11 protein-coding genes and 1 pseudogene are annotated in these 23,619 nt (G+C 46.9%); 9 read left to right on the plus strand and 3 right to left on the minus strand.

Going from position 1 to position 23,619, the window contains the following annotated elements:
- Positions 1-20 precede the first annotated feature (20 nt).
- The 4 genes from QA442_RS05755 to QA442_RS05770 are packed head-to-tail and all read left to right on the plus strand — an operon-like array spanning position 21 to position 9,986.
- Entirely contained in the window at positions 21-1,640 is a 1,620-nt protein-coding gene (locus QA442_RS05755; protein WP_095431819.1) for a (2,3-dihydroxybenzoyl)adenylate synthase, read from the plus strand.
- 27 nt (positions 1,641-1,667) lie between these two features.
- A complete protein-coding gene (locus tag QA442_RS05760) occupies positions 1,668-2,606 on the plus strand; it encodes an isochorismatase (RefSeq protein WP_095431818.1) in 939 nt (312 codons plus the stop codon).
- A gap of 19 nt (positions 2,607-2,625) precedes the next feature.
- Positions 2,626-9,762 carry a non-ribosomal peptide synthetase DhbF gene (gene dhbF / locus QA442_RS05765; protein ID WP_095431817.1) on the plus strand — a complete coding sequence of 2,379 codons (7,137 nt, stop codon included), beginning with the start codon at positions 2,626-2,628 and terminating at the stop codon, positions 9,760-9,762.
- A gap of 14 nt (positions 9,763-9,776) precedes the next feature.
- Positions 9,777-9,986 carry an MbtH family protein gene (locus QA442_RS05770; RefSeq protein ID WP_095431816.1) on the plus strand — a complete coding sequence of 70 codons (210 nt, stop codon included), beginning with the start codon at positions 9,777-9,779 and terminating at the stop codon, positions 9,984-9,986.
- Between the two features lie 43 nt (positions 9,987-10,029).
- On the opposite strand, the gene QA442_RS05775 is transcribed toward QA442_RS05770, so the two are convergent.
- The 3 genes and pseudogenes from QA442_RS05775 to adeR form a co-directional block, all read right to left on the minus strand.
- On the minus strand, positions 10,030-10,707 hold the full coding sequence (locus QA442_RS05775; protein ID WP_069840251.1) for a YukJ family protein: 678 nt from the start codon (positions 10,705-10,707) through the stop codon (positions 10,030-10,032).
- Between the two features lie 111 nt (positions 10,708-10,818).
- A complete protein-coding gene (gene ald / locus QA442_RS05780) occupies positions 10,819-11,955 on the minus strand; it encodes an alanine dehydrogenase (RefSeq protein ID WP_095431815.1) in 1,137 nt (378 codons plus the stop codon).
- 101 nt (positions 11,956-12,056) lie between these two features.
- A pseudogene (gene adeR / locus QA442_RS05785) lies at positions 12,057-13,326 on the minus strand (sporulation transcriptional activator AdeR).
- A 508-nt stretch (positions 13,327-13,834) separates the two neighbouring features.
- Here adeR and QA442_RS05790 point away from each other — a divergent pair.
- From QA442_RS05790 to esaA, 5 genes are all read left to right on the plus strand, one after another.
- On the plus strand, positions 13,835-14,128 hold the full coding sequence (locus QA442_RS05790; RefSeq protein WP_003220661.1) for a WXG100 family type VII secretion target: 294 nt from the start codon (positions 13,835-13,837) through the stop codon (positions 14,126-14,128).
- A 69-nt stretch (positions 14,129-14,197) separates the two neighbouring features.
- Positions 14,198-14,437 (plus strand): ESX secretion system protein YukD, encoded by a 240-nt coding sequence (gene yukD, locus QA442_RS05795; RefSeq protein ID WP_014665210.1) that lies wholly within the window; start codon positions 14,198-14,200, stop codon positions 14,435-14,437.
- Positions 14,438-14,451: 14 nt separating this feature from the next.
- Complete coding sequence (gene essB, locus QA442_RS05800) at positions 14,452-15,852, plus strand: type VII secretion protein EssB (protein ID WP_095431813.1); 1,401 nt, start codon at positions 14,452-14,454, stop codon at positions 15,850-15,852.
- A 60-nt stretch (positions 15,853-15,912) separates the two neighbouring features.
- Positions 15,913-20,400 carry a type VII secretion protein EssC gene (essC, locus tag QA442_RS05805; RefSeq protein WP_095431812.1) on the plus strand — a complete coding sequence of 1,496 codons (4,488 nt, stop codon included), beginning with the start codon at positions 15,913-15,915 and terminating at the stop codon, positions 20,398-20,400.
- Positions 20,397-23,603, plus strand: coding sequence for a type VII secretion protein EsaA (esaA, locus tag QA442_RS05810; RefSeq protein ID WP_095431811.1), 3,207 nt, complete (start codon positions 20,397-20,399; stop codon positions 23,601-23,603). The genes essC and esaA overlap by 4 nt, the downstream gene beginning before the upstream one ends.
- Positions 23,604-23,619 lie beyond the last annotated feature (16 nt).

The raw sequence follows: 23,619 nt of genomic DNA on the forward strand, positions 1-23,619 counted from the left end.
AATTGCTGGAGGGATACAATATGCTGAATGGATTTACTCCTTGGCCTGATGAGTTAGCTGAGACCTATCGAAAGAATGGCTGCTGGGCCGGCGAGACGTTTGGAGATTTGTTAAGAGACCGGGCAGCCAAATATGGCGATCGCATTGCGATTACATGCGGGAACACCCATTGGAGCTATCAAGAGCTTGACACAAGGGTTGATCGTCTGGCTGCCGGATTTCAGAAGCTTGGCATTCAACAGAAGGATCGTGTCGTGGTGCAGCTGCCAAATATCAAAGAGTTTTTTGAAGTCATTTTCGCGCTCTTCCGCCTGGGGGCGCTCCCAGTCTTTGCACTGCCTTCACATCGAAGCAGTGAAATTACATACTTTTGCGAGTTTGCTGAAGCGGCTGCATATATCATTCCCGATTCTTATTCTGGTTTTGACTACCGTTCACTTGCCAGACAGGTTCAAAGCAAGCTGCCGACGTTGAAACACGTCATTGTCGCGGGTGAGGCAGAGGAATTTTTGCCGCTGAACGATTTGCATACAGAACCTGTAAAACTGCCTGAAGTCAAATCTTCAGATGTGGCGTTCCTCCAGCTTTCTGGCGGGAGCACCGGGCTATCGAAACTGATTCCGAGGACTCACGACGACTACATTTACAGTCTGAAGCGAAGTGTCGAGGTCTGCTGGCTCGACGACAGCACGGTGTACTTGGCAGCTCTGCCGATGGCGCACAATTATCCGCTGAGCTCACCGGGGGTTCTCGGCGTATTATACGCTGGAGGAAGAGTGGTTTTATCTCCTTCTCCAAGTCCAGATGACGCATTTCCTTTGATTGAACGCGAAAAGGTCACGATAACCGCTCTTGTTCCGCCTCTTGCGATGGTATGGATGGATGCGGCATCCTCACGCCGTGACGATTTATCCAGCCTTCAAGTGCTGCAGGTCGGCGGTGCCAAGTTCAATGCTGAAGCCGCGCGAAGGGTAAAAGCTGTTTTCTGCTGCACGCTGCAGCAGGTGTTCGGAATGGCAGAGGGGCTTGTCAATTATACGAGATTGGATGACCCTGAGGAGATCATTGTCAACACCCAAGGAAAACCGATGTCCCCATATGATGAAGTGCGTGTTTGGGATGATCAGGATCGCGATGTAAAACCTGGTGAAGCAGGCCACTTGCTAACGCGGGGACCGTATACAATTCGAGGTTACTATAAGGCGGAAGAGCATAATGCTGCTTCATTTACTGAGGACGGTTTTTACCGTACGGGTGATATCGTCAGGCTGACACCAGACGGCTATATTGTCGTTGAAGGCCGTGCGAAGGACCAAATTAACCGTGGAGGAGAAAAGGTTGCGGCTGAAGAGGTAGAAAATCATTTGCTGGCGCACCCGGCTGTCCATGATGCGGCAATGGTCTCCATGCCTGATCAATTTCTTGGCGAAAGATCGTGTGTGTTCATTACTCCCCGGGATGAAGCCCCGAAATCCGCAGAGCTCAAAGCCTTTTTGAGAGAGCGCGGACTGGCGGCATATAAAATTCCCGACCGTATAGAATTTGTCGAATCCTTCCCGCAGACAGGGGTAGGAAAGGTAAGCAAAAAGGCCCTTCGTGAAGCCATTGCTGAGAAGCTTCTTGCAGGGGCAAAAAAATAAAACAACAATTTGAGAGGAAGTGTTCCAATGGCTATACCTGCCATTCAGCCGTATCAAATGCCGACAGCGTCTGATATGCCGCAAAACAAAGTATCATGGGTGCCCGATCCAAATCGGGCTGTCTTGCTAATACACGATATGCAAAACTATTTTGTCGATGCTTTCACAGCAGGAGCGTCCCCGGTAACAGAGCTTTCAGCGAATATACGAAAGCTGAAGGATCAATGTGTTCAGCTTGGGATTCCTGTTGTCTATACCGCGCAGCCGGGAAGCCAAAATCCGGCTGACCGGGCGCTGCTGACAGATTTTTGGGGCCCGGGATTAAACAGCGGTCCTTATGAGGAGAAAATTATACCCGAGCTGGCACCGGAGAATGATGATCTTGTGCTGACAAAATGGAGATACAGCGCGTTTAAGAGAACGAACCTGCTCGACATTATGCGCAAAGAGGGACGCGATCAGCTGATCATTACCGGAATTTACGCCCATATTGGGTGTCTCGTTACAGCATGTGAAGCATTTATGGAGGATGTGAAAGCCTTTTTCGTGGGAGATGCAGTTGCTGATTTTTCATTAGAAAAACATCAAATGGCGCTGGACTATGCGGCTGGACGCTGTGCATTTACCGTGATGACTGATAGTCTTCTTGATCAGCTGCAGAATGCGCCGTCAGACGTTCAAAAAACGTCAGCAAACACCGGCAAAAAAGAAGTATTTACATGTGAGAATATCCGTAAACAAATTGCTGAGCTTCTGCTAGAAACACCGGAAGACATTACAGATCAAGAGGATTTGCTCGATCGTGGTCTAGATTCGGTAAGGATCATGACATTGGTGGAACAATGGCGCCGTGAAGGGGCAGAGGTGACTTTCGTGGAATTGGCTGAACGCCCAACGATCGAAGAATGGGAGAAATTGCTCACAACCCGCAGCCAGCAAGTGCTGCCAAACGCGGATTATTTATAAAAGGAGGGTAAACAAACGGATGCCTGATACAAAAGATCTTCAATATTCTTTGACCGGGGCACAAACTGGCATATGGTTTGCTCAACAGCTTGATCCGGACAATCCAATCTACAATACGGCAGAATATATAGAAATCAATGGACCCATCAATATTGCTCTTTTTGAAGAAGCTTTGCGGCACGTGATCAAGGAAGCGGAATCGCTGCATGTCCACTTCGGTGAAAATATGGACGGGCCATGGCAGATGATAAACCCGTCTCGGGATGTACAGCTGCACGTCATTGACGTCAGCTCTGAGCCTGATCCGGAAAAAACAGCATTAAACTGGATGAAAGCAGATTTGGCAAAGCCGATTGATTTAGGAGATGACCCTTTGTTCAATGAAGCTCTGTTTATTGCCGGGCCTGATTGTTTCTTTTGGTATCAGCGCATTCACCATATAGCGATCGACGGCTTCGGTTTTTCACTGATAGCCCAGCGTGTGGCAAGTACATATACCAAGCTTATAAAAGGACAAACAGCTAAGGATCGTTCCTTTGGGTCTCTCCAAGCTATTTTGGAGGAGGATACAGATTATCGCGGATCAGAGCAGTATGAGAAGGATCGTCAATTCTGGCTGGACCGTTTTGTAGATGCACCTGAAGTTGTGAGCTTGGCTGATCGGGCGCCAAGAACATCTAACAGTTTTCTTCGTCATACGGCATATCTGCCTCCGTCTGATATAAACGCGTTAAAAGAAGCGGCGCGTTATTTCTCAGGAAGCTGGCATGAAGTTATGATTGCGGTGTCAGCTGTTTATGTGCACCGTATGACCGGCTCTGAGGATGTTGTGCTCGGCCTGCCCATGATGGGAAGGATAGGTTCCGCATCACTGAATGTACCGGCTATGGTGATGAACCTTCTCCCGCTTCGGCTGACTGTCAGCTCTTCGATGAGCTTATCTGAACTGATTCAGCAAATTTCCCGGGAAATCCGCAACATTCGGCGACATCATAAGTATCGCCATGAAGAGCTTCGGCGTGATCTGAAATTGATAGGAGAAAATCATAGATTATTTGGCCCTCAAATCAATCTCATGCCGTTTGATTATGGTCTCGACTTTGCCGGGGCCCGCGGCATAACGCATAATCTTTCAGCCGGTCCTGTTGATGATCTATCAATCAATGTATATGACAGAACAGATGGCAGCGGGCTGCGAATTGATGTTGATGCGAATCCCGAGGTATACAGCGAGTCTGATATCAAGCATCATCAGCAGCGTATCCTGCAGCTGCTGCAAGCGGCTTCAGCCGGGGAGGACATGCTGATTGGGCAAATGGAGGTTTTGCTGCCAGAGGAGAAAGAACAAGTCATTCATAAATGGAACCATACGGAAAAATCCGAGAAGCTGGTCAGACTCCAGGACATGTTCGAAAAACAGGTAGTTCTTACGCCTGAGCGTATCGCTCTTATGTGTGATGACATTCAATTCAATTATCGAAAGCTCAATGAAGAGGCAAATCGCCTTGCGCATCTGTTGATTGAAAAAGGCCTTGGTCCAGAGCAATTTGTCGCTTTGGCGCTGCCGCGTTCTCCAGAGATGGTGGCTTCAATGCTTGCTGTGCTCAAGACTGGTGCGGCGTATCTCCCACTTGATCCGAAGTTTCCTGCCGACCGTATTTCTTACATGCTGGAGGATGCGAAGCCTTCATGCATCATAACGACTGAGGAAATAGCAGCCAGTCTGCCTGATGATCTGGCTGTACCGGAGCTAGTGCTTGATCAGGCTGTTACCCAGGAGGTTTTAAAACGCTATTCGCCTGACAATCCGAATGTATCGGTTTCTCTTGACCATCCTGCGTATATTATCTATACATCAGGATCAACCGGAAGACCGAAGGGTGTCGTTGTGACACAGAAAAGCTTAAGCAATTTTCTGCTGTCCATGCAGGAGGCATTTTCTCTAGGAGAAGAAGACCGGCTGTTGGCTGTGACGACTGTCGCTTTTGATATTTCAGCATTGGAGTTATATCTTCCGCTGATTAGCGGTGCGCAAATCGTGATCGCAAAGAAAGAAACGATCCGAGAGCCACAGGCATTAGCTCAAATGATTGAAAATTTCGATATCAATATCATGCAGGCAACACCGACACTATGGCATGCTTTGGTGACGAGTGAACCTGAGAAACTTCGGGGGCTTAGAGTGCTTGTCGGAGGTGAGGCGCTGCCGAGCGGTCTTTTGCAGGCGCTTCATGACCTTCATTGTTCAGTCACGAATTTATACGGTCCGACTGAAACAACGATTTGGTCTGCAGCAGCTTTTCTTGATGAAGGGCTGAAGGGCGTTCCGCCGATTGGCAAACCGATTTGGAATACGCAGGTGTATGTGCTTGATAACGGTCTGCAGCCGGTGCCGCCGGGGGTTGTCGGCGAGCTTTATATCGCAGGAACCGGCTTGGCCAGAGGTTATTTCCATCGCCCTGATTTAACGGCTGAGCGTTTTGTTGCAGATCCATACGGACCGCCGGGGACTCGGATGTATCGGACCGGAGACCAGGCTCGCTGGCGCGCTGATGGGTCTTTGGATTATATCGGGCGGGCGGATCATCAAATCAAAATTCGCGGATTCCGAATTGAACTTGGAGAAATTGATGCCGTGCTTGCCAAGCACCCGCACATTGAACAGGCAGCAGTTGTCGTACGGGAAGATCAGCCGGGAGACAAACGATTGGCGGCTTATGTAGTCGCTGATTCTGCTATTGATACTGCCGAGCTTCGCCGTTATATGGGGGCCAGTCTTCCTGATTATATGGTGCCGGCGGCGTTTGTAGAGATGGATGAGCTGCCGTTAACACCTAATGGCAAGCTTGACCGGAAAGCACTGCCGGCGCCAGATTTCAGCACATCTGTCAGTGGTCGGGCCCCGCGGACTCCTCAGGAAGAGATATTGTGTGACTTGTTTGCAGAGGTTCTCGGTTTGGCACGTGTCGGTATCGATGACAGTTTCTTCGAGCTTGGCGGTCATTCTCTTCTCGCAGCCCGACTGATGAGCCGCATTCGCGAGGTAATGGGAGCCGAACTTGGTATCGCCAAGCTCTTTGACGAACCGACAGTAGCCGGTCTCGCTGCCCATCTTCATCAGGCGCAGAGTGCACGTCCCGTTTTGCAAAGAGCTGAGCGATCTGAAAAAATTCCGCTATCTTTTGCCCAACGCCGGCTATGGTTCCTCCACTGTCTGGAAGGGCCGAGCCCTACTTATAATATTCCGGTTACTGTCCGTTTGTCGGGTGAGCTGGATCAAGGAGTGCTGAAAGCGGCACTTTATGACCTCGTCTGCCGTCATGAAAGCCTGCGGACGATCTTCCCTGAATCGCAGGGGACATCCTATCAGCATATTTTAGATGCCGACCAAGCCCGTCCTGAGTTACATGTTACTGAAATTGCTGAGAAGGAGCTTTCTGAGCGGCTTGCCGAAGCTGTACGCTACAGCTTTGATCTTGCAGCTGAACCGGCCTTTCGTGCCGAGCTTTTTGTGATCGGTCCTGACGAGTACGTGCTGCTTCTTCTCGTGCATCATATTGTTGGGGACGGCTGGTCCTTAACGCCGCTGACCCGAGATCTTGGGACGGCTTATGCGGCTCGCTGCCACGGAAAAGCTCCCGAATGGGCGCCTCTTGCTGTGCAGTATGCGGACTATGCGCTTTGGCAGCAAGAACTGCTTGGAAACGAGAATGATCCAAATAGCTTGATTGCCGGACAGCTTGCTTTCTGGAAAGAAACCTTGAAGAACCTGCCTGATCAGCTTGAACTGCCAACCGATTATTCACGTCCGGCTGAGCCGAGCCATGATGGGGATACGATTCATTTTCGTATTGAGCCCGGCCTTCACAAGCGCTTGCAGGAGCTGGCTCGCGCAAATAGGGTGAGCCTATTTATGGTGCTTCAATCCGGTCTCGCCGCTTTATTGACAAGGCTCGGGGCGGGTACCGACATTCCGATCGGCAGTCCGATCGCGGGACGGAATGATGATGCGCTGGGCGATCTTGTAGGGCTATTTATCAATACATTGGTGCTCAGAACCGATACGTCCGGTGACCCAAGCTTCCGTGAGCTTCTAGACAGAGTGAGGGAAGTGAATCTGGCAGCCTATGACAATCAGGATCTGCCGTTTGAGAGACTTGTAGAGGTGCTCAATCCGGCTCGTTCGCGTGCGACGCATCCTTTGTTCCAAATCATGCTTGCGTTCCAAAACACACCGGATGCTGAACTGCAACTTCCTGACATGGAGAGCAGCCTGCGAATCAACAGTGTCGGTTCTGCCAAGTTTGATTTGACGCTGGAAATCAGTGAAGATCGTCTTGCTGACGGGACACCAAACGGGATGGAAGGACTGCTTGAATACAGCACTGATCTTTTCAAGCGGGAAACGGCTCAGGCTCTTACTGACCGATTGATGCGCCTGTTGGAGGCTGCCGAGTCTGATCCTGACGAGCAAATCGGAAATCTGGATATTCTGGCACATGAGGAACGCAGCAATATGGTGACAGATTGGCAAGGTGTATCTGAAAAGATTCCGCACGCATGTTTACCTGAGCAGTTTGAGAAACAGGCTGCTTTATGTCCTGATGCCATTGCCGTTGTTTATGAAGATCAGGCACTGAGCTATGCAGAGCTGAATGAAAGAGCAAATCGGCTTGCCCGCATGCTGATTAGTGAAGGTGTCGGGCCGGAGCAATTTGTGGCCTTGGCACTGCCCCGATCATTGGAAATGGCTGTCGGGCTACTGGCGGTGCTGAAAGCCGGAGCAGCTTATTTGCCTCTTGATCCGGATTATCCGGCTGATCGAATTGCTTTTATGCTAAAAGATGCACAGCCCGCGTTTATCATGACGAACACTAAAGCCGCAGAACACATTCCGCCAGCGGACAACGTGCCGAAAATCGTACTGGATGATCTCGAACTGGAAAAGAAACTAAACACATACCCAGCTGATAATCCGGATAATACGGACCGGATCCAGCCGCTTACGCCTTTGAATACGGCGTATGTCATTTATACATCCGGCTCAACTGGTGTTCCAAAAGGTGTGATGATTCCTCACCAAAACGTAACGCGTTTATTTGCAGCGACCGAGCACTGGTTCCATTTCAGCTCAGACGATATCTGGACCATGTTCCATTCCTACGCTTTTGACTTTTCAGTGTGGGAGATTTGGGGTCCTCTGCTGCATGGCGGGCGTCTCGTGATCGTGCCTCATCACGTCAGCAGATCGCCAGAAGCATTTCTGCGCCTGCTTGTCAAAGAGGGTGTGACCGTTCTGAATCAGACACCGTCCGCTTTCTATCAGTTTATGCAGGCGGAACGGGAACAGCCGGATCTCGGACAGGCGCTCAGCCTGCGCTATGTCATTTTTGGCGGAGAAGCGCTTGAACTCAGCCGTTTAGAGGATTGGTATAACCGCCACCCTGAAAATAGCCCGCAGCTTATCAATATGTATGGTATTACAGAAACAACCGTGCATGTGAGCTATATCGAATTAGACCGAAGCATGGCAGCTTTACGGGCAAACAGCTTGATCGGCTGCGGCATTCCCGATCTTGGTGTATATGTGCTGGATGAGCGCCTGCAGCCGGTGCCGCCGGGGGTTGCCGGAGAGTTGTATGTATCAGGAGCGGGGTTAGCACGAGGCTATCTAGGCCGGCCTGGTTTAACATCTGAACGCTTCATAGCTGATCCATTCGGTCCTCCAGGCACTAGGATGTACCGCACTGGGGATGTGGCCCGCCTCCGCGCTGATGGTTCTCTTGACTATGTCGGCCGCGCCGATCATCAGGTGAAAATTCGGGGATTCCGGATTGAACTGGGAGAAATTGAAGCAGCGCTCATTCAGCATCCGCAGCTTGAAGATGCGGCAGTGATCGTTCGTGAGGATCAGCCGGGAGATAAACGGTTGGCAGCTTATGTCATCCCTTCGGAAGAAACATTTGATACGGCGGAACTGCGCAGATATGCTGCTGAGAGATTGCCGGATTACATGGTGCCTGCTGCCTTTGTGACGATGAAAGAATTGCCGCTGACACCGAATGGAAAGCTTGATCGTAAAGCGCTGCCCGCTCCGGATTTCGCAGGGTCAGTGACAGGACGCGGACCGAGAACGCCGCAGGAAGAAATTCTCTGTGACTTGTTTATGGAGGTGCTTCACTTGCCGCGTGTCGGCATTGATGATCGTTTCTTTGATTTAGGCGGACATTCCTTGCTTGCTGTACAGCTCATGAGCCGCATCCGCGAATCCCTCGGCGTTGAACTCAGCATCGGCAACCTATTCGAAGCGCCGACTGTTGCCGGGCTTGCTGAAAGACTTGAAATGGGATCAAGCCAAAGCGCTCTTGATGTTCTGCTGCCGCTCCGAACAAGCGGAGACAAGCTTCCTTTATTCTGTGTGCATCCGGCAGGGGGGCTCAGCTGGTGCTATGCCGGTTTGATGACGAATATAGGAACGGATTATCCGATCTATGGCTTGCAGGCACGGGGAATCGGGCAGCGCGAGGAGCTTCCGAAAACACTTGATGACATGGCGGCCGATTACATTGAACAAATACGAACGGTCCAGCCGAAAGGACCGTACCATCTGCTGGGCTGGTCCCTGGGCGGGAACGTCGTTCAAGCGATGGCCACCCAGCTGCAAAATCAAGGAGAAGAAGTTGCCCTATTGGTGATGCTGGATGCCTATCCAAACCACTTCCTTCCTATAAAAGAGGCGCCGGATGATGAGGAAGCGCTTATTGCCCTTCTGGCGTTAGGCGGGTACGATCCAGACAGCTTAGGGGACAAACCGCTAGATTTTGAAGCAGCAATTGAGATTCTTCGCAGTGACGGCAGTGCGCTTGCGAGCTTGGATGAAACGGTCATTTTAAATCTGAAAAATACGTATGTCAATTCTGTCGGCATTTTAGGCTCCTATAAGCCGAAAACCTTCCGTGGAAATGTTTTATTTTTCAGATCAACAATCATTCCTGAATGGTTTGATCCGATTGAACCTGATTCGTGGAAGCCTTATATTAACGGACAGATTGAACAAATCGACATCAACTGCCGTCATAAAGATTTATGTCAGCCGGAACCGCTAGCTCAAATCGGCAAGGTTCTCGCTGTCAAACTGAAAGAGTTAAATCAATAAGGGAGGAGAAATAGATGGCAAATCCTTTTGGAAATGCGGATGGCACCTATTTGGTGCTGATCAATGAAGAAGGCCAATATTCCCTATGGCCCGGTTTTATAGATGTGCCGAGCGGCTGGACAGTCGTTCATGAACAAAAAGGGCGTGAAGCCTGTCTGGACTATATCCAATCACATTGGAGAGACATGAGGCCAAACAGCCTAAAGACTGTTGAAAATGTGTAATCGCATAAAAAGAGACTGCGGCAAGCAGTCTCTTTTTCTATTTTTACGCAGACGTTTGGGTATGGTCACAATCTCTGACAGGGTTTCCGTTTTCATCCGTACACCAAGATTGGGATAAAAACGCTAAAAACACAGCGGCCCACTGATCGGCAAACTGAATCAGAATGCCCCCGTCATGCCAAGAACCGTTGTCTTTTTTCCAGCGGGTATCCATTGCATTCCCTTGATTCATATGGATATTGTGCATGCCGTTGGTCGGGGTAAAGCCGAATATTTTATCTGCAGCCTGTTCAGGTCCGAATTTGGAACCGAATATATAAACCGGCGCTTTCTCATCTTGCGCTTTCTTCATATACGTTTCAATAAAATCATTTAAATCATTATCAGGCCCCGTGATTTCATGCGGCAAAGGCTTCATTTCTCCCGGGTCAAACAAATTGCCCCGCACGTAATCAAGCGCCACTTCACGGTTTGCCTCATTGATCCGTGTATATCCATACGGCATGTTCGGAAGGATGGTAATCGAGCTCGAATCAAACTGATCGTCAGCCAAATACAATACTTCAGATTCCTCAGAACTGGACATCACATTGATGGCGCACCTGTAATACGTATTCTCTTCACCGAGCACTTTGACTTGGAAATGAGGACTGTCATCATCTGTTTCCCGCTTCATGTCTAAGACAATGCCTTTTAACACGCCATATTGCTGAACAGCCATATGAATCCTCCTTTATGATCAACTTCATAATCATAATTCGTGAAATGATCTCTTTTTCCTTTTAAAAGATAAAAAAAGCCTGCAGAAATCTTTCTGCAAGCTCAATGTGAATTAAGCGCCCGCCACAGATGATTCATCCTGTAAAGCTTTCTCGGCAGGAACATATTCATAGCCTAGATCCCTCGCTACAGCTTCATAAGTTACGTGTCCGTTTGCGGTGTTTAAACCCGCTCTCAGTGCCGCATTGTCTGCGAGCGCTTTTGCTGCCCCTTTGTTCGCGATTTGCAGCGCGTATGGAACAGTAACATTAGTCAGAGCGATTGTTGATGTGCGAGGAACAGCGCCCGGCATGTTCGCTACAGCATAGTGCACAACACCGTGTTTTTCATATGTCGGCTGGTCATGTGTAGTGATATGGTCGACCGTTTCGACGATGCCGCCTTGGTCGATTGCTACATCAACAATGACTGAACCAGGTTTCATTTGTTTTACCATTTCCTCAGTCACAAGAGTCGGAGCTTTAGCACCCGGAATTAATACTGCGCAAATGAGAAGATCCGCTTCCGCCACAGCATCAGCAATATTGACCGGATTAGAAATTAACGTTTTAATTTGATGGCCGAAGATGTCATCAAGCTGGCGCAGGCGGTCTGCGTTTAAGTCAATGATCGTCACATCTGCACCGAGTCCGACAGCCATTTTCGCCGCGTTTGTCCCGACCACGCCTCCTCCGATAATCGTTACTTTTCCGCGAGAAACGCCCGGCACCCCGGCAAGCAAAATGCCTTTTCCGCCTTTAGGTTTTTCTAAGAATTGAGCTCCGATTTGCGCTGCCATTCTGCCCGCAACCTCGGACATTGGCGTGAGAAGAGGCAATGTCCGGCCTTCACTAACCGTTTCATATGCGATGGCAGTTACTCCTTTATCCTTCAAGGCCTGTGCAAGCTCAGGCTCAGCTGCTAAATGAAGATACGTAAACAGCACAAGACTTTTGCGGAAATAAACATATTCTTCCGGCAGCGGTTCTTTTACCTTCATGACCATTTCGGCGTCCCAGACCTGTTTCGGATCAGCAATGATTTCCGCTCCTGCTGACTCATAGGCTTCATTTTCAAATCCGCTTTCAAGGCCCGCGCCTGTTTCAACCAGTACCCGGTGGCCGTTTGAAATGAGCTGTGAAACGCCTCCAGGTGTTAAAGCGACACGGTTTTCATTGTTTTTTATCTCTTTAGGAACCCCTATGATCATATCTGTCTCCTCCTGTATCTGTGATATTTTTAGTGTAGCTCGATATTTTGGAAAATTCTTTGTTTGATTAAGAAAATAAAAAAACATGGATTTGTGAAATTTCACAAATCCATGTGCCGAAGTTTAATATCTAAATAGATGGTGAATTTTTGATTCACATTTTTTAAATCGATTTCAGCGATCTGGCTGATTCGCTTGAGACGGTAATTCAGCGTATTAACGTGTATATTTAACAGCTTGGAAGCCGTATTCACGCTGCTGTCTGCTTCAATAAAGCGCTCTAGCGTCTCTACCAGGTTTGACTGGTGATCCCGGTCATATTGTTCCAGTTTGGAAAGCGAGTAATTATCATAGCCCGCCAGTTTCCGTTTTTCATATAAGACATCTAAGTATTGATAAATGCCTAACTCAGAAAAGCTGAAAAGATGTTTGGTCTCTTCCGCGAACCGTTCCTTCGCTTTTAAGACGGACAATGCCTCCTGATAGGAGCGGGAGACAAAAGAAATAGAGCTGTATATTCCGCCAAAAGCGATAGAAACGTCTTCTATTTTATACCGCTCCTTCAGCTGTTTTTGCGTACTGAAAGCAAACTGTTTTAAATCTTGAAAAGGATGATCTGTTTTGGGTGCGGTTAATATAATCAGTTCATTAGAATCTACGGTCGCCAGCAACACGTAAACCTGCTGGGTCGTTTCCTGTAAATATTGCAGCTGCTGTTCGATTTTTTCAGTCAGCTCACCGTTTATGCGGATGATCATAACGGAAAATTCTGAAGGAGCGGCCATTCCAAGCTTATGGAACCCATCCGCCATGTCGTCCTCCTGATGGATGTGTCCAGTCAGCATTTTCCAGAAAAATTCTTGGCTGCGTTCTTCATTTTTTGTTTTTCTGATTTGAAGTTTAAGAAGTTTGTTTCTCACTGCTTTTGCCGCCATTTGCAATGTCATCAGGTCATCATCAGACAATGTTTTTTGGATCTCAAGCGCCCATATGAAGCCAAGCACTTGGTTGTTTTTCCAAATCGAAATAGCGACGCGATTGCTCAGCCCGACTTCATCGATTTGCTTGACTTTGATCGGCTGGTCCGTTTTTAAGAGAGCAGGAATTGTCCCGTCTTTCCACAGCTTGTTAATCACCTTCTCCGGTACCCTTCTGCCAATAATGGTAGACGTCCGGGCAGGGTCTGTGCAGTCGCTGTGTGTACTGTAGGCAAGCAGCTTGTGGTTAACATCCTCTATGGTGATCGGGCACCGCAGAACGTCGCTGATATGATCAGCCACATCTTCAAGTCTGTCAAAACTATATTTAAACGGATCATTCGGCATGGTCATAAATCTCCCTACTTTTTCGTGCTTGATTTCTCTTTGACATCTCATCCCCTTCCTTTTATTATGATTGTTGTTGTTTGTGAAAATCAACAACAAAGAAAAACACTTACATGAGAGAAACGTTCTATATACATGTGGCGGTGAATCGCCTTTTTAAAGTACAGTTGTATGCCTTATATGTACGAAAGCTTATCCTATTAATCTTCTAAGAGAGTCATCGGAGGCGGGACTGATTAAGGAAAGAAAAAACTGAACCTTTCAGAAATGGTGCTGTAGCATCAAATATTCTGAAAGGTTTTTTTTGGGAGTTGGAGAATCATTTGGGTCTTTTGGATTATTCGAAGGATGAAAAGAAGATTAAGAAAATAAACCTATTTACTTTACAATATATGTTATTTTTAAGTGGTTCGAGGTAAACCATTGGACTCATTTTGTAAAATTAAAACATATTTGTTTGACTATGCCGAAAAACTGTTTTTATAATAATGACGTTCTAAAAATAAGTGAATTAGCCCATATTTAGGCTGATGGCACAGGAGGTAATGAGGAATATGGCAGGATTAATTCGTGTCACACCCGAAGAGCTAAGAGCGATGGCGAAGCAATACGGCGTTGAAAGCCAAGAAGTATTAAATCAGGTTGATCGTTTAAACCGAATGATCTCTGATTTGAAAAGCATGTGGGAAGGTGCTTCAAGCGAAGCGTTCGCAGATCAATACGAGCAGCTCAAACCTTCATTTATCAAAATGTCAGATTTGCTTCAAGATGTGAATCAGCAGCTTGATCAAACAGCAAATACACTTGAGTCTACTGACCAAGACATCGCAAATCAAATCCGCGGATAACAGTATGAAAGGGAAGGAGCGCCTGATTCAGAAGAAGACGGCGCTCTTTCTATGTAAGGGTGATCCTAAATGTATATTGATATTACTATAGATTTGAAACATTATAACGGCAGTGTCTTTGATCTCAGATTGTCAGATTTCCACCCGGTGAAAAAAGTAATTGATATTGCTTGGCAGGCCCAAAGCGTATCTATGCCTCCGCGCGAAGGGCACTGGATCAGAGTGGTTAACAAGGATAAGGTGTTTTCCGGAGAATGCAAGCTGTCTGATTGCGGCATTACAAACGGAGACCGGCTTGAAATATTATGAAAGGATCTGGTTGAATGTCAGGTAAACAAAAATCATATTTAGAAAACCAATTAGAAGCCGTTGCCGAGAAAACAGATGCCGGCTATACATTTACCTTTCAGCGGGAAAAAATAAAGCTTCTGGACGGTTTTGAAGCTAATGTGATCAAAGATGTAAATCCATTTTTTCATAAAGAGATCGACGTGACAGATGATGAGGTCATCATCACAATCCAACCTCCCTCCTCCTATAAAGCATTCCGCTTCATGAAAGCTAAGGATAAAAAAAGCAAATGGCAGTTTGCCTATCAGCTTGTTCAAGCCGTGCAGCAGCACAATTTGTCGAGGCTGAATGTGATTGTCGCTCCGGAAAACATTGTATTCGATAAAGGGCTGACGCCTTATTTTCTCCATTATGGAGTAAAAGAAAGCATCCCTCCTTACGAGCATGATGAGGAAAGAGTGTGGCGGGAGCTGAAAGCGGCAGCGGCTTTGGCAGTTGACGGCGCTTTTGCGTTTGAAGACTATCTGAAATTCAATGAAACGCTGACGTTCTCCCCAGAGGCTAAAGCGATATTGGATGCGGAATCCTATGATGGCCTGCTTGAGCTGATTCAAACCCATATTGATGAGCTCGAAGCTAAAGCCAAAACATACATACATATCCCGAGAAAGAAGTGGAACATCCAGCGATATATCGGCCTGGGGCTCATTGTTTTGCTTGTACCGGCCCTTATTTACTCGATGTACGCCTTATTTTTCGCGCAGCCAAAGCACCAGGCGATAGTGGACAGCAACCGTGCTTTCTTAAACAAGCAGTACAGTGAAGTCATCAGCACATTGTCCAAGTACGATGCGGAAAGCCTGCCTGAATCAGTGCAGTATCAGCTGGCGACGTCTTATGTTGAGGTCGAAAATCTGGGGAGTGCAAAAACTAAAAATATAGAAAATAATTTAGTCACCCTTCAATCAGACCCTCAGCATTTCTTGTACTGGATTGATTATGGTCGAGGAGAATACAAAGAAGCGATCAGTATCGGCCGTAAGCTTGAATACAATGATTATATTTACTTTGCCCTTGCTAAATACAAACAGCAGCTTTTATCTGAGGATACAAATGATGAAGACATACAGAAAGAACTTGATTCAGTAAATAGTGAACTTGAAAAAGCGCAAAAAGAACGTCAAGACAATAAACAGTCTAATTCTGATACATCATTAGTCGATACTAGCGAAGAACAGACACAAACAGACGAAGAAAAACAACAAGCGGAAGAAAAAGCCGCAGCAGAGGAAAAAGCCGCAGCAGAGGAAAAAGCCGCAGCAGAAGAAAAAGCCGCAGCAGAGGAAAAAGCGAAAAAAGAAGAACAGAAGAAAAAAGAAGAACAAGAGAAAAAAGAAACAGAAAAGAAAGATGAGAAAAAAGATGACAAATAACGTGAGACATGAAGCGCAGGTCATCGCATGTTGCTATTCGGCCGTTAGGGGGTTCGCCATTTGAGTCTATTATGGGTTTTTTACCAAAATAACGTTCAAAAATTAAATCTGTCTAACCTCCCGTCGTCTCATCCGGTGACCATTGGGCCTGATGTGAAAGATTCCGTTACGATCAGCGCCATTCCATTTAATAGCGAAGTCATTTCTCTTCAAAGAAAGGAATCCGGCGGCCAATACGAAGTTTTCCTGGGAAATGATTGTCTCGGCACGATTGAGACGGATACATCATTTACTCTTCAAACGGATCAGCAGGATATACGCTTGATATTGTTGGGCAGTGAACCTGAGAAATCCGTGTATTTTACGGGAAACCGGGATGAAATTGTATGCTCCTCGGAAAAAACGAATGCAGATATTTATCTGAATCCGCAAGATTTTGCATTTGCAGAACAAAGCACGTTTTCTTTGCTTCGTGCCGGCGGCAACTGGTCGGTTCGCCCTGAAAGCGGAACGATCTTCTTGAACGGAGAAAAGATCAACGCCAATACGCCGCTCAAGCCGGGGGATGAAATCTTCTGGAACTTCACGCAAATGAGTGTGATGGAACAAGACCTTTTAGAAATCGTCCATTTTGCCCAGTTTGAAACAGCGTTAACAGAAACAGTCAAACCGAGTACAGAGATGCAGAAAAAATATCCTCAGTACAGAAGAACACCGCGGATGGTGTACGATCTGCCGGATGACCGCGTTTCCTTTAGTTTTCCCTCTCAGGAGAGCGATCAAACCAACAGAGGGCTGTGGCTCGTCATCCTGCCTCCGCTTGTGATGCTGATCGTGATGGGCGTAGTCGCCATCATCCAGCCGCGCGGCATATTTATCCTCGTTTCTTTGGCGATGTTTATGATGACTCTCATTACCTCGACAGTGCAATATTTCCGGGATAAGAATCAGCGGAAAAAACGCGAGGAAAAACGGGAGCGTGTATATAAGCTTTACTTAGACAATAAACGGAAAGAGCTTCAGGCACTTGCTGAGAAGCAAAAGCAGGTTCTTGAATTTCACTTTCCTTCATTTGAAAAAATGAAATACTTAACAAGTGAAATCAGTGACCGAATCTGGGAAAAATCACTTGAAAGCAAGGATTATCTTCAGCTGCGGCTTGGGACGGGAACAGTCCCTTCGAGCTATGAAATCAATATGAGCGGCGGAGACTTGGCGAATCGTGATATCGATGACCTCATGGAGAAATCACAGCACATGCAGCGTGTCTATAAGGACATCCGCAATGCGCCGGTGACGGTCGATTTGGCGGAAGGTCCGATGGGGCTTGTCGGTAAATCCCAAATTGTGAAAAATGAGATCCACCAGCTGATCGGACAGCTGTCGTTCTTTAACAGCTATCACGATTTGCGTTTCGTTTTTATTTTTCATGAAGAAGAGTATAAAGACTGGGAGTGGATGAAGTGGCTTCCGCAATTTCAAATGCCCCATATTTATGCAAAAGGATTTATTTATAATGAGCAAACGCGAGATCAGCTTCTGTCTTCGCTTTACGAATTGATCAGAGAGCGCGATCTCGAAGATGACAAAGAAAAACTGCAGTTCAAACCGCATTTTGTATTTGTTATCACGAATCAGCAGCTGATCTCTGAGCATGTCATTCTCGAATATTTAGAAGGACAGCATGAGCATCTGGGCATCTCGACAATTGTCGCTGCGGAAACAAAGGAGAGCCTGTCGGAAAACATTACAACCCTTGTCCGCTACATCAATGAGCATGAAGGCGACATTTTAATTCAAAAGAAAAAAGCGGTAAGAATCCCGTTCCGTCTCGATCATCATCAGCGTGAGGACAACGAACGGTTCTCACGCACGCTGAGGACACTGAACCACCAGGTCGGCATCACGAATTCCATTCCGGAAACGGTATCGTTCCTGGAGCTTTTTCATGCGAAGGAAGTAAAAGAAATCGGCATTCAGCAAAGATGGCTGACGAGCGAATCGTCGAAGTCGCTGTCAGTGCCGATCGGCTATAAAGGGAAAGATGACATTGTGTATCTGAACCTTCACGAAAAAGCACACGGTCCGCACGGCTTGCTTGCCGGGACAACGGGATCTGGGAAAAGTGAATTTCTCCAGACTTACATCCTGTCCCTTGCGGTGCATTTTCATCCGCACGAAGCGGCTTTCTTATTAATTGACTATAAGGGCGGAGGAATGGCGCAGCCGTTCCGCAACATTCCCCACCTCCTCGGCACGATCACTAATATTGAAGGAAGCAAAAACTTCAGTATGCGTGCGCTTGCTTCCATTAAAAGCGAGCTAAAAAAAAGGCAGCGTCTGTTTGACCAGTATCAAGTCAATCACATCAATGACTATACAAAGCTGTACAAGCAGGGGAAAGCAGAAGTGGCGATGCCTCACTTGTTCTTAATCTCTGATGAGTTTGCCGAGCTGAAAAGCGAGGAGCCAGATTTTATCAGGGAGCTTGTCAGCGCCGCACGTATCGGGCGAAGCCTCGGCGTTCACTTGATTTTGGCGACACAGAAGCCAGGCGGCATCATCGACGACCAGATCTGGAGTAACTCGCGCTTTAAAGTAGCGCTCAAGGTCCAGGATGCCACTGACAGTAAAGAAATTTTGAAAAACAGCGATGCCGCAAACATTACCGTAACAGGCCGCGGCTATCTGCAGGTCGGAAACAATGAAGTGTATGAGCTGTTCCAATCTGCATGGAGCGGGGCGCCTTACTTAGAGGAAGTCTACGGAACAGAGGATGAAATCGCGATCGTCACAGATACGGGTCTGATTCCGCTTTCTGAGGTTGATACCGAAGATATTGCGAAAAAAGACGTTCATACTGAAATTGAAGCTGTCGTTGACGAAATTGAACGCATCCAAGATGAAATGGGAATCGAGAAGCTGCCAAGCCCTTGGCTGCCGCCGCTTGCGGAACGTATTCCGCGCACTCTTTTCCCTTCAGACGAAAAAGACCATTTCCATTTCGCTTATGTCGATGAACCTGATTTGCAAAGACAGGCGCCGATTGCTTATAAGATGATGGAAGACGGAAATATCGGCATATTCGGCTCTTCGGGCTACGGAAAATCAATTGCAGCCGCGACGTTCCTGATGAGCTTTGCGGACGTGTACACACCTGAAGAGCTTCATGTCTATATCTTTGATTTCGGAAACGGAACGCTTCTGCCATTAGCGAAGCTCCCGCATACCGCGGATTACTTCCTGATGGACCAGTCAAGAAAAATTGAAAAGTTCATGATTCGAATCAAAGAAGAAATTGACCGACGTAAACGTCTGTTCAGGGAAAAAGAAATCAGCCACATCAAAATGTACAATGCGCTTAGCGAAGAAGAGCTTCCATTCATTTTCATCACCATTGACAACTTTGACATCGTCAAGGATGAGATGCATGAGCTTGAATCGGAATTTGTCCAGCTTTCCAGAGACGGACAGAGCTTGGGTATCTACTTCATGCTGACGGCAACGAGGGTGAATGCTGTCCGCCAGTCATTGTTAAATAACTTGAAAACAAAGGTTGTCCATTATCTCATGGATCAATCTGAGGGATATTCCATTTATGGCCGTCCGAAGTTCAATCTTGAGCCGATCCCGGGGCGCGTCATCATTCAAAAAGAAGAGCTTTATTTCGCGCAAATGTTCCTGCCTGTTGACGCTGATGATGATATCGGCATGTTCAATGGGCTGAAATCAGACGTTCAGAAACTTCAAGAGCGCTTTGCTTCAATGGAGCAGCCGGCACCGATTCCGATGCTGCCTGAGAGCTTGTCGACGAGAGAATTTTCTCTCCGCTTCAAGCTGGAACGCAAGCCTTTATCTGTACCGATCGGGCTTCATGAAGAAACAGTCAGCCCAGTCTATTTTGATTTGGGCAAGCATAAGCACTGCCTGATTTTAGGCCAAACTCAGCGTGGAAAAACAAACGTCTTAAAAGTAATGCTCGAACATCTGATTGATGATGAAACCGAAATGATCGGCCTGTTTGACTCGATTGACCGCGGCTTATCTCATTATGCGAAGGAATCAGATGTTTCATATTTGGAAACGAAAGAAGATATTGAGCAGTGGATTGAAACAGCAGAAGATATTTTCAAAACAAGAGAAGCCATGTATGTAGAAGCCGTCCGCCAAGGAGACGCGCACAATCTGCGATTCTCACAAGTGGTGCTGATGATTGACGGGATAACGAGATTCCAGCAGACGATTGATACGAGAATACAAGACCGTCTCGCTAACTTCATGAAATCATACGCTCATCTTGGCTTCAGTTTTATCCCGGGTGGTAACCACAGCGAATTCTCAAAAGGCTATGACTCCTTGACGACTGAGATGAAGCAAATCCGCCACGCGATTCTGCTGATGAAAAAATCTGAGCAAAATGTCATTCCTCTCCCGTACCAAAGACAGGAGCCTGAGATTCAGCCGGGCTTCGGATATGTTGTGGAAAACGGGAAGGAGCAAAAAGTTCAAATTCCTTTATGTTCTGCTGAAAGGGAGAGTGCTAGATGACAGAACAACGAAAAAGCTTGATCAAGTTAATATCCGCCGTCATCATCATTTTGCTGCTGCCGGTTTTGTTTTTCCGATTTATTGGAGACGATCCGACGAAAAAAGCAGTCAATTCCACCCGGCAAATCGCGGTGGTGAATGAAGACACTGGTGTATTGAGTGATGAGGTAAAGTCTGATGAAGAGGACAAATCCGCCCAGTTCGGCAAGGAAGTAGCGGCTGTTCTGGGGGAACGTCCTGATTATTCGTGGACGGTCGTAAACCGAAGCGCGGCTGAGACCGGTCTCGCTTCAAAGAAATACGATGCGATCGTCTACATTCCCTCAGACTTCTCAAAAAACATTTTGAGCTATGACAAAGACCATCCACAAAAAGCAACGCTGGAATTCAGCATTCAAGATAATCTGAATGCGGTCAACAAAGAAAAAGTTCAGCGTGAGCTTGAGGATGCCCAAAAGACAATGAACAAAAAAATGTCGGCCTTATACTGGAACTTTGTGTCGCAAAAAGTGGACAACATCAGAGGAGAATTTGACAAAATCGTCAATAAAGAATCTGAATTCCAGAATGTCATGTACAACTTTTACAAACCAAGCTCTAATGATTTAGCAGGTGAAATCAAACAGCAAAAAGACTTAATCGATGAGCTGAAGAAATCAATGAATGAAGCGCAAGGCACGACAAAAGAAAAAGCTTCTACAGCGGAGGAAGCCAAAAACACGCTGAAAGAATTCATTGATACAGTTGAAAGATACAAAGAATATCAAGAGAATCAGAAAAAGCTGCTTTTGGCAGCCCAGGATTCAACACAGCAGCAAATCCGGACAGGCCTAGACGCCATCCAGGCACAGCAAAAGGCGAATCAGTTCAGCGAACGCATGAGCGGATTGGCAACTGGGATCAGCCAAGCGAAGACACAGCTCGGACAAACCAGCAATGTGCTGGCAAACGCCCAGAGAGTCAGGGAGGGCCAAGTGCCTCAGCAGGAACTTGGCATGGCGAAGATCCAAAGTGATTTAATCGATCAATATCAGGCCGCATCAAGACAGGCAGCACTAAATCAGGTTTATGAATTGCTTGTCCCGGCACGCCGGGCATTGACAGTTGACAAAGGGGAAGACCCAACGGAAGAAGATGGCTCTGACAACGATGATCAAAATCAAGATAAAGATCCGAAAGAAGAAGATCCTGAAGAACTGAAAATCGATCTTGAAAAACAGCGTGAAGAACTGAAAAGCATTGCCGCTGATATCCAGGACATTTCAGATAATCTGAAAGAGCCTGAAAAAGAGGACTCTACTCCAGAGCCGGATACAAATTCCGGAAATAATGATGGAGACGGGACAATTCCAAATGATCAAAATGGTAATTCTGGAGAAGACAATAACAGCAGTGATACCGGTAATGACGGACAAACGGACGGCAATACTCAGGATCAGGACCAGCAGCAGGGAACTGACGGTCAGAAGCAGAACGATGATGCCTCTAATGGCGAGTCGAACAGCGGACATACCGAAACGGGTACATCTGCTGAACAGACTGCTTCATCTGATTCAGCCCTTCAATTGATCCGGCTGGCAAATGAAGACAGAACCGGAGATTCAGGAGACGACGGCGGCACGACTCAGCCTGAAGATGACGGTGAGGTTTCGGATATTGCAAAAGCAAAAGAACAGCTCAGCAAAGCGTCTGAGCGAATCAAACAGATCGAAGAAGAGCTCGAAGAAAAAGAAACGGCTCATAATGAAGAGCTGAAAAAGAAACTAGAAGAACTAAAAGAGCAAATGGATGGTCTCAACGATGAAATAGATGATCTCAAAGGCCAAGTGAAAACGCTCGAAGATAAACTTAAAAAGCTTGAAGCGAAACGCAAGCAAGAACTTGAAGGTATTTATAGAGATATGTATAATGCCATTCAAGAACTTGAAAATAAAGCTCAGCTGCCATTTACCGAAGCAATCTATATAAATAAAGAAAATATAAATGCAGCAATGAGATATTATAAATATCTATCTGTTTATGACTCTGTCTTATCCGGCACGATAGACAGCGCTGCGAAAACCAATGCCATTGAAGGCAAGCAGGGCAACGTCAAATCCGTACTGGCTCTCACACCTGAAGAATCAGCCAGCTGGGAAGCTCTCAAAAACAACACGATGCAAACTGATGAAGACATTAACAGCTTCATCGACGGAATGACCAAATTTGCGGACGACTACAGCGGCTATATCCGCGACTCTCAAGCAGGTGTTCTCGACGAACTGACGAACATCTCTGAAAGTGCCGCAAAAGCGTCAGAACAGCTGGTAACGGGCGCAACGCAGGAATCTGCGACGTTCAGCAACGATGGACTGTCTGGCACAATGGCACTGAATGTCCAAGATACGGTCGGTCAGGAAGTGCTGCAAATGTCAGACATGATGGGTTCATTGTCTGATCGCCAGTCAGGCATCATTGATTACACAACCAATATGCAGCAAAGCGTCAATGATGTTCAAGCAAAAGCCGACACCTTAAACAACAACTGGGGGAAAAATGTCGCCTCCACGAAACTCGTGCGCAATGACGTATACGGCATACTCGGAAATACATTAGTAGACGGGCAAAACAATGGCTATGTGTATGATTACTTGGCGAATCCGCTTAAAATCAGCGGAGAGGTTCCGGAAGAGAAAACTCAGACGGTACCGCCGGTTGTCATCCTTGTCATTGTGATGATCAGCAGTCTGTTAATCGGCTATTTTAGCTCGTATTACCAAAACGCGCCGCTTCTCGTCAAAGGAGCGCTATTTGGAATTCTGAATATCCTTGTCGGACTCATGATCAGCTTGTTCGGTTTGAATATTTATTCACTGCCGGACGATCAGACGATTAAGTGGTCAGTGTTTACGATTCTATTGCTGGTCGCAAGCTCTGCCTTCATCCGGACGGCGTTCAGATTCGGATCGATCCCTGGATGGGTTGCTTCAGCGGCAATGATTCTATTCTATGTTGCACCGCTTATTGATTTGATCATGCCGAACTTTACATTTGAAGATCCGGTTTCGAAAGTATATATCGACATCCAGTACGGTACTGGGCACTTGTTTACAATGGGAATAACAGTTCTGCTAATCATTACGGTGATTGCCGCGGCTCTGCCGCTGATTATTCGGCTGATGGCTGAACACACAGCAGAAAGCGATGAAACGTATGAAGCGTAATCGCAGCATGGAAAAG

Origin of the sequence: Bacillus stercoris (assembly GCF_029772985.1) — a bacterium.
Taxonomy (GTDB): domain Bacteria; phylum Bacillota; class Bacilli; order Bacillales; family Bacillaceae; genus Bacillus; species Bacillus stercoris.

Bases quoted from the DNA above. Each gene is read 5' to 3' on its own strand.
- QA442_RS05755 (WP_095431819.1), top strand. From the start codon at position 21: ATGCTGAATGGATTTACTCCTTGGCCTGATGAGTTAGCTGAGACCTAT.
- esaA (WP_095431811.1), top strand. From the start codon at position 20,397: ATGACAGAACAACGAAAAAGCTTGATCAAGTTAATATCCGCCGTCATC.
- QA442_RS05775 (WP_069840251.1), bottom strand. From the start codon at position 10,707: ATGGCTGTTCAGCAATATGGCGTGTTAAAAGGCATTGTCTTAGACATG.
- yukD (WP_014665210.1), top strand. From the start codon at position 14,198: ATGTATATTGATATTACTATAGATTTGAAACATTATAACGGCAGTGTC.
- QA442_RS05790 (WP_003220661.1), top strand. From the start codon at position 13,835: ATGGCAGGATTAATTCGTGTCACACCCGAAGAGCTAAGAGCGATGGCG.
- QA442_RS05770 (WP_095431816.1), top strand. From the start codon at position 9,777: ATGGCAAATCCTTTTGGAAATGCGGATGGCACCTATTTGGTGCTGATC.
- dhbF (WP_095431817.1), top strand. From the start codon at position 2,626: ATGCCTGATACAAAAGATCTTCAATATTCTTTGACCGGGGCACAAACT.
- QA442_RS05760 (WP_095431818.1), top strand. From the start codon at position 1,668: ATGGCTATACCTGCCATTCAGCCGTATCAAATGCCGACAGCGTCTGAT.
- ald (WP_095431815.1), bottom strand. From the start codon at position 11,955: ATGATCATAGGGGTTCCTAAAGAGATAAAAAACAATGAAAACCGTGTC.
- essB (WP_095431813.1), top strand. From the start codon at position 14,452: ATGTCAGGTAAACAAAAATCATATTTAGAAAACCAATTAGAAGCCGTT.